Origin of the sequence: Streptomyces sp. W16 (assembly GCF_033194735.1) — a bacterium.
In the GTDB taxonomy this organism is placed as follows: Bacteria; Actinomycetota; Actinomycetes; order Streptomycetales; family Streptomycetaceae; genus Streptomyces.
Window position 1 is genome coordinate 1 of sequence record NZ_JAWOAI010000527.1, and the last position, 6,557, is coordinate 6,557.

The following is a 6,557-nucleotide window of genomic DNA, read 5'->3' on the forward strand; positions in this document are numbered from 1 at the left end:
ACCCCCCAAAGACCCCCCCTGGTTCGGCCCTCCACTTCGGAAGAAGAGGTACACCCGCATGCGCACTCGCACCGTCCTCACCCTCGTCGGCTCCGTCGCCGCGCTCACTCTCCCCTTCATCGCCCCGGCGTCGGCGGCCGACACGGTGCTCACCACCGGCAGCCTCGGCGGCACGGCCGTCGCCGTCGGCGATGTGCTGACCGCGCCCCTGGCCACCGGCACCAGCGCCACCCTGTACTCCAGCGCGACCGGCACCAGCGGCATCAAGTGCACCTCGTCGACGTTCACCGCGACCGTCACCGACAACCCGACCGCGCCGGGCACCGCCACCGAGTCCGTCTCCGGGCAGACCTTCGACAGCAGCAGCTGCACCAGCAACGTCCTCGGCGTCCTCGGTGTCTCCAGCATCACGGTCGACAACCTGCCGTACACCACCGCGGCCGTCTCGGACGGCACCCTGACCGTCACCCCGGCCAGCGGCTCCACCATCCAGACCACGGTCAAGCTGACCACCCTGCTGGGCAGCATCACCTGCGTCTACCAGGCGCCCAGCCTGAGCGGCACGTCCAGCAACACCGACACCAGCATCAACTTCACCAGCCAGGCCTTCACCAAGACCTCCGGCTCGTCCCTGTGCTTCAGCGCGGGCTACTTCACCGCGAAGTACGCCCCGGTGACGGACAACGGCGTGGCGGTCTACACCAACTAAGGAGCAAGTAGGGCCTGTTCGCGCCGAGTTCAGCGTCGGCGCAGTCGCAGGAACAGGGCGGCGCCCCCGGTGAGCACCAGCACCGCGGCGGCGCCGCCCGCCAGCATGGGCGCCGAAGGGCCGCTCGAAGAGGCGTCGATGTCGGACGCCACCGGACTGCTGCCCGGCGCGGTGCTCTCCTCGGCCGGCGACGCCGAGGACTTCTGGGCCGTGGTCGATTCCCGGGCCGAAGGGCTCGCGGCCGTAGGCGACTTGGCGGCCGGCGAAGACGGACTCGCCGCCTTGTCCTTCGCACCGGCCGCCCCCGAAGAAGAGGATGAGGAAGCGGCGGCGCCTCCGGGGAACACCACGTCCGAGCATGAGTAATAGGTGTCTTCGGTGCTGCTGTTCTGCCAGATGGTGTAGATCAGCTGGCGCCCCGTCCGGCCCGTCGGCAGCGTCGCCTTGATGCGGTACGCGCCACCCGTCAGCGGCGGGTCCTTCACCTCGGCGAACGGCTGCGTCGGCAGCTCGGACCAGGTGAGCGGCTTCGACGGGTCGTAACCGGCCTTCGTCAGATACAACTTGAACGTGCCGGTGTGCGCGATCGTCGACGCGTACGTCATCGTCAGCTTCGCCCCCGGAGTCAGCCGCGTCGACGGAAAGTCGGTACGGGTGAGGTCGAGCCCCTTGTAGTCGGACAGACCACCGCTGCACAGCTTCCCGTCGGGGATCAGCTGCCGGTCCCGCCCGTTGATGTTCGGGACCCGGATGTTGTCCCAGAAGGTGAAGGGCCCCCCGTTCGCCGCCACGGCCGCCTTGCAGGCCGCCGAACCGGCCGCGCTGCCGCCCTGCGGCGAGCAGGCGTACACCCGGCTGACCGGATACGTCGGCGCCCCGTGCGCCTGCGCCGGACCCGCCGCCCAGACGGTGAGCAGCAGCGGGGCCATGGCGGCGCCCGCCATGGCGGTGCGATGTGCGGTCATCCGGGACATCCGGAACGTCTCCTCGGCCGGGGCGGGAACGGTCTGTCCGTGCAATACGGGAATCGGGCCCGGCGCGTTCAGTTCGTTCCCTTGCCGCGAATCGGGAGGTATCCGGTCAACCGCCCGATATGCAGGGGTGGTTTCCGGCCTGATCGAGGGTTTCCCCCGTATCCGGATGACCTTCTCTTTGCCTATCGTTTGGCCACAGCTGACCTACAGGCAATCCCTGACGAGGCGGCTGCCCGCGCCCGGCGCTCTCTGGCTCGACCCCCCGCCGCTTCGACGACGAAGCGAATCGACCGCCGCTCCGCGCTGCTTGGAGTACGGCCACGAAAGGCAAGCCCTTGCGCACTCCCACGGCATTCCCCACCGGACGGACCCTGATATCCGTCGCCGCGGTCTCCGCGGCCCTTCTCGCCACCGTGGCCACCTCGGCCGCCGTCGCCCAGGAACCCCCCACCCAGGCCGCCGCACCCGCCCTGCCCGGGCAGACCGAGGCCGCCCCCGGCTCCCTCGCCGAACGTCTCATCGTCGGCTACAAGTCCGGTACCGCAGAAGCGAGTTCGAACCAGGCCGCCGCGGCCGACGCCACCGCCAAGGGCAAGGAGACCGGCGAGGACGTCGACTTCCAGCGCCGCCTCGGCACCGGCGCCGCCCTCGTCGGTCTGGGCGACGCGCGTAGCACCACCGAAGTCGCCGACGTCATCGCCGAGTTCAAGGCCGACCCGCAGGTCTCCTATGTCGTACCGGACCGGCTGAACACCCCGCAGGCCGACCCGAACGACACCGAGTACAGCAAGCAGTGGGACCTCTTCGAGTCCACGGCCGGCATGAACGTGCCCGCCGCGTGGCCGACTTCGACCGGCAGCGGTGTCACCGTCGCCGTCATCGACACCGGCTACGTCACGCACTCCGACCTCGCCGCGAACATCGTCGCCGGCTACGACTTCATCACCGACACCGCCGTCTCGGTCGACGGCGACGGCCGCGACAGCAACCCGGCCGACCCCGGCGACTACTACGCCGCCAACGAGTGCGGCTCGGGCATCGGGGCGAGCAACTCCTCCTGGCACGGCACCCATGTGGCCGGCACCATCGCCGCCGCCACCAACAACAGCAAGGGCGTCGCGGGCATCGCCTACGGCGCGAAGATCTCCCCGCTCCGCGTCCTCGGCAAGTGCGGCGGCTACGACTCCGACATCATCGACGCCATCACCTGGGCGTCCGGCGGCACCGTCTCCGGCGTCCCCGCCAACGGCAACATCGCCAAGGTCATCAACATGAGCCTGGGCGGCGACGGCGCCTGCACCTCGGCCACCCAGAGCGCGATCACCGCCGCCGTGAACCGCGGCACCACGGTCGTCGTGGCAGCGGGCAACGACAACGACAACGTCGCCAACCACTCGCCGGGCAACTGCGCGAACGTCATCTCGGTGGCCGCCACCAACCGCGCCGGTGCCAAGGCCTCCTACTCCAACTACGGCTCCGGCGTGGACATCTCGGCCCCCGGCGGCCAGACCAGCACCGGCACCGCCAACGGCATCTACTCCACGCTGAACTCCGGCACCAAGACGCCGTCCACCGAGTCGTACGCCTACTACCAGGGCACCAGCATGGCCACCCCGCACATCGCGGGCCTGGTCGCGCTCATGAAGTCGGCGAACTCCTCGCTCACCCCGGCCCAGATCGAGTCGGCCGTCAAGACCAACGCCCGTGCCCTGCCCGGCAGTTGCTCGGGCGGCTGCGGCGCGGGACTCGCCGACGCGGCCAAGACCGTCCAGGCCGTGAGCGGCAGTGGCGGTACGACGACGGGGGCCACCTTCTCCAGCGGCACCGCCGTCGCCGTCCCCGACGCGGGCTCGGCCGTCGAGTCCTCGATCATGGTCAGCGGCCGTAGCGGCAACGCGCCCGCCGCCCTCCAGGTCGGCGTCGACATCACCCACACCTACCGCGGCGACCTCGTCCTCGACCTGGTCGCGCCCGACGGCTCGACGTACCGGCTGAAGGCGGCGAGCACCTCGGACTCCGCCGACGACGTCAAGGCCACCTATACGGTGGACGCCTCCAGTGAGACCGCCAACGGCACCTGGAAACTGCGGGTCCAGGACACCGCCGCCCAGGACACCGGAACCCTCAACAGCTGGAAACTCACCTTCTGATTCCACAGGTCACACACAGAAACCGACCGGCCGACCCGTAAGGGGAGGCGCGCCCCCACGGGCGCCCTCCCGGGGCGGCCGGTCGTCCGTGTGGCCGAGAACGGTCGCTGACACGTGCCACAGATACCGAAAGTGGTCAAGAGTCGGGGCGGGGGTGACACAGAGGTGCAAGTGATGGGAACGTGAGGGGTGTTGGTGGTCTTCGAGGGCAAGGTCTACGCCGTCGGACGGTGAGCTACTGTGTACAGGGGGTAAGAAAAAACGGCATGGGCCGTTGTTTTTTCCTTCACGGGAGTGTTTCAGTCGATGGCGAGGCAGTTACGGGCCGAACAGACCCGCACAACGATCATCACGGCCGCCGCCGAGCTGTTCGACCGGCAGGGCTACGAGTCCACCAGCCTCAGCGACATCGTCGACCACGCCCAAGTCACCAAGGGCGCCCTGTACTTCCACTTCGCGGCCAAGGAAGACCTCGCCCACACCATCCTGGAGATGCAGGCCAAGGCCTCGCGTCAGATGACCAAGGACATGGACAGCCGGGGCTACTCCTCACTGGAGACACTGATACGTGTCACTTTCGGCATGACCCGGCTGGCCGTCGAGGGCCCCATCCCACGGGCCGGACTCCGGCTCGCCGCCGGTGAGATCGAGGTACGGCCCCCGACGCCGCACCCCTTCACGGAGTGGCTCGACATCGCCGCCCGCAAACTCGCCGGCGCGGTCGCTGAGGCCGACGCGCACCCCGACATCGACGTGGACGCCGTCGCCCGCACCCTCGTCGGCCTCTTCGTCGGCATCCGCGTCATCGGGCGCGCCCTGGAACCGGTTGCCCTGCAGCCGCGAAGAACCGCCGAGATGTGGCACCTGGTGATCCGCGGCGTGGTCCCCGTCCCGCGCCGCGCCCGCTATCTCAGCCTCGCCGCGCGACTGGAGCGGGAGATCGGCGCCGGCTGACCCGCCCGGTACGGTGAGCCGCATGCCCGACACCCCCGCCGCGCCCGTGATCCTCGGCAACGAGCCCGGCTCGTTCCCCCACAGCGTGCTGGCCGAACGGCACCCCGCGATCATCCACCAGGTACGCGAAGCCTTCCCCTACGGCCCCGCACAGCACCGCGCCCTCGACGCCTTGCTGAAGAACTGCACCGAGGGCACGATCCAACCCCTCCGCACCGACGCCCCCGACCACGGACAGTGGGCAGCCTGGGGCACCGACGAGTACACCGGACGGTCCTGGTACGACGTCCCCTGGCTCTGGTCCGAGAGCTACTTCTACCGCCAACTCCTCGACACGGTCGGCTACTTCGGCCCCGGAGCCTGGCAGGGCATCGACCCCTTCCGCCCCTTCAAACGCGCCGAACTCGACGCACCCGAGACGGACGAGGAACTCGCCGCCCTCGACGCCCTGGAGGGCAAGTCGCCCGCGGAGCGCGGGCAGGCGCTGCTGCACGGCTCCCTCTGGGGCAACCGCGCGGACCTCGGCTTCCGCCTCTCCGCCGCGGGAGCCGAGTCGGCCTCGCAGGCACCCGTCCCGGCCCTGGTCGCCGACGACAGCGAGCGACTGTGGTCACTCCTCTCCGGCACGCTCTGTCTCGTCGCCGACAACGCGGGCCGCGAACTCATCCCCGACCTGCTGCTGATCGCCCACCTCCTCGACGAGGGGCACATCGAGCGGGCGGTCCTGCACATCAAACCCCACCCGTACTACGTCTCCGACGCCACCACCGCCGACGTCGTCGACGCCCTGCACCGGCTGACCGCCGCGCCGGGCGCGGCATCGACGTACGGCCGCCGCCTCTGGTCGGCCATGGCGGACGGCCGCCTCACCGTGCGCGCCCACGCCTTCTCCTGCGCCCCGCTGCCGTACGCCGACATGCCCGCCGACCTCCGCGCCGAGTTCGCCGCGGCCACGCCGACGATCGTGAAGGGCGACCTCAACTACCGCCGCCTGGTGGGCGATCGGCTCTGGGCGCCCACCACGCCGTTCGCTGAGGTCACCGCGTACTTCCCGGGCCCGGTCGCCGCCCTGCGCACCCTCAAGTCCGATGTGATCACCGGCCTCGACGCCCGTACCGAAACCGCGCTGGTCGCGGCGGAGGGACAGCGCTGGCGGACCGGCGGCACCCATGCGCTGATCCAGGTACGCGGGGTGTCCGGGGCGCCCGCCGTGTAGTTGGCTCGGATCCTGACGTTCTTGTCGCACGAGGGGAGTACGACCGAGATGCGTATCGGAGTGGCACCGCACCGCCTGTGGCCCGACCGGGACGAGGAGGTGGACGCGGTCCTTCAAATCGCCGTCAGAGCCGAGGAGTTGGGGTTCGACCATGTCTTCGCCAGCGGCCACGCCGTGGCCGGTGCGGCCGGCGTGACCCCGGACCCGCTGATCCTGCTGGCCGCCGTGGCCGGTGCGACACGGCGGATCGGGCTGGTCACCAGCGTGCTGGTGCTGCCGCTGTACAACCCGCTGATCCTGGCGCACCAGGCCGCCACCCTCGACCGGTTCTCCGGCGGCCGTTTCACTCTCGGCGTCGGCACCGGCTGGGACACCGAGGAGTACGCGGCCGTCGGCGTCCCGTTCGCGGGCCGGGGCCGCCGGACCGACGAACAGCTCGCTGTCGTACGGCAGTTGTGGCGCGGCGAGGGTTCGGCGCGGCTCGGGGTGCTGCCCCGCACCGCGGGCGGTCCCGGCGTCTGGATCGGAGGACAGAGCGACGCGGCACTGCGCCG

At 70.4% G+C, this 6,557-nt stretch carries 6 protein-coding genes; 5 read left to right on the top strand and 1 reads right to left on the bottom strand.

Translation table 11 applies throughout. The features are described 5' to 3' along the window. Nucleotides 1–58 precede the first annotated feature (58 nt). Nucleotides 59–709, top strand: coding sequence for a Tat pathway signal sequence domain protein (locus R6V09_RS42665; protein ID WP_317886865.1), 651 nt, complete (start codon nucleotides 59–61; stop codon nucleotides 707–709). A 29-nt stretch (nucleotides 710–738) separates the two neighbouring features. On the opposite strand, the gene R6V09_RS42670 is transcribed toward R6V09_RS42665, so the two are convergent. Then, a complete protein-coding gene (locus tag R6V09_RS42670; protein ID WP_317886866.1) occupies nucleotides 739–1,683 on the bottom strand; it encodes a lytic polysaccharide monooxygenase auxiliary activity family 9 protein in 945 nt (314 codons plus the stop codon). A 335-nt stretch (nucleotides 1,684–2,018) separates the two neighbouring features. Between R6V09_RS42670 and R6V09_RS42675 the strand changes: the two genes are divergently transcribed. The 4 genes from R6V09_RS42675 to R6V09_RS42690 all read left to right on the top strand — a co-directional run. Further along, entirely contained in the window at nucleotides 2,019–3,833 is a 1,815-nt protein-coding gene (locus R6V09_RS42675; protein ID WP_317886867.1) for a S8 family peptidase, read from the top strand. A gap of 306 nt (nucleotides 3,834–4,139) precedes the next feature. Then, nucleotides 4,140–4,787, top strand: coding sequence for a ScbR family autoregulator-binding transcription factor (locus R6V09_RS42680; protein WP_317886868.1), 648 nt, complete (start codon nucleotides 4,140–4,142; stop codon nucleotides 4,785–4,787). 22 nt (nucleotides 4,788–4,809) lie between these two features. Continuing rightward, the gene (locus R6V09_RS42685) at nucleotides 4,810–6,003 is read left to right on the top strand and encodes a damage-control phosphatase ARMT1 family protein (RefSeq protein WP_317886869.1); all 1,194 of its coding nucleotides are present in this window, start codon (nucleotides 4,810–4,812) and stop codon (nucleotides 6,001–6,003) included. Between the two features lie 48 nt (nucleotides 6,004–6,051). Further along, nucleotides 6,052–6,557: LLM class flavin-dependent oxidoreductase (locus R6V09_RS42690; RefSeq protein ID WP_317886870.1), on the top strand; the 506-nt coding region annotated here is incomplete at its 3' end.

What these genes read in the sequence shown, in the direction of transcription:
- R6V09_RS42665 (WP_317886865.1), top strand. Translation starts at nt 59, where the DNA reads ATGCGCACTCGCACCGTCCTCACCCTCGTCGGCTCCGTCGCCGCGCTC.
- R6V09_RS42670 (WP_317886866.1), bottom strand. Translation starts at nt 1,683, where the DNA reads ATGTCCCGGATGACCGCACATCGCACCGCCATGGCGGGCGCCGCCATG.
- R6V09_RS42680 (WP_317886868.1), top strand. Translation starts at nt 4,140, where the DNA reads ATGGCGAGGCAGTTACGGGCCGAACAGACCCGCACAACGATCATCACG.
- R6V09_RS42685 (WP_317886869.1), top strand. Translation starts at nt 4,810, where the DNA reads ATGCCCGACACCCCCGCCGCGCCCGTGATCCTCGGCAACGAGCCCGGC.